The 774-nt window shown below is 57.2% G+C and carries 1 protein-coding gene; it reads right to left on the bottom strand.

Translation table 11 applies throughout. The features are described 5' to 3' along the window. On the bottom strand, nt 1–661 hold a 661-nt coding region (locus ACFWW2_RS25515; RefSeq protein WP_393933274.1), incomplete at its 3' end, for a hypothetical protein. Between the last annotated feature and the right edge of the window lie 113 nt (nt 662–774).

Here is a 774-nt window from a genome sequence, read left to right as displayed (position 1 = left end):
AACTGGCAAGGCTGAATCCTTCAATGCAGGCGAGCCATTGGGTATGGGGGCGAATGTCGGAGCGATGAACGACAGCAGGTGCAAAAGGCCAAAGGTTCCCGGTCATTCCAGGTATACCCACTTGCGCGGCATAAGCGAGTGAAAGGTCCCTGCAATCACTATCCGGACGCAGAATGCGCACCTGTGAACGGCCCGTTCCGGCTTCCTGGATACCGAGGTAAACAGTGGCATTCCGGGAGGGGAGCACATCGCACAACATCTGGATTTCGAGGTGATCCTGCGATGCCAGAATGTTCTCGCCAGTAATGTAGGTCTCCCCCTCCTGCAGATGGGTCATGATTGCCATCATTTTCCCGCGCTTCGTCGGCATGATGCTGGCGTTCGTCGCGACCTCTTCCCAATTCTCAGACGATGCCAGCTCGCGCTCGGATCGAGACCCCGACGAAAAGCTCTGCATGGCGAGCCCTACTCCCGCTGCAAGTGCCATCGCAACTGCAAAGCTGCCTGAGTATCGGCGCTTTGAACGGAAACCTTCAATTGCGCCGCAACCAGCGATCACCAATGCAAGCGACCAGATCGTACCGTCAGCAATGAAGAACCCCGTCGCAAGCAAGGGATGCCCCGGAAAAAAAGTGTCAACGGCGGCGTAATATCCGGCCATTGGGGCGGAGCAAAAGTCGTCCAGTTTGTGCCGCGCCTTGGGGCGTGATGCCCTCAAGTAGCAAGCACGTTCCAAGGCGCGTTGGCCGTCAGGTCAACCTGATGGTGTGTTAG

Source organism: Yoonia sp. R2-816, assembly GCF_046762905.1.
Lineage (GTDB): Bacteria > Pseudomonadota > Alphaproteobacteria > Rhodobacterales > Rhodobacteraceae > Yoonia.
The sequence above is the reverse complement of the archived record's forward strand: the minus strand, read 5'-3'. Positions and strand labels throughout refer to the sequence as shown.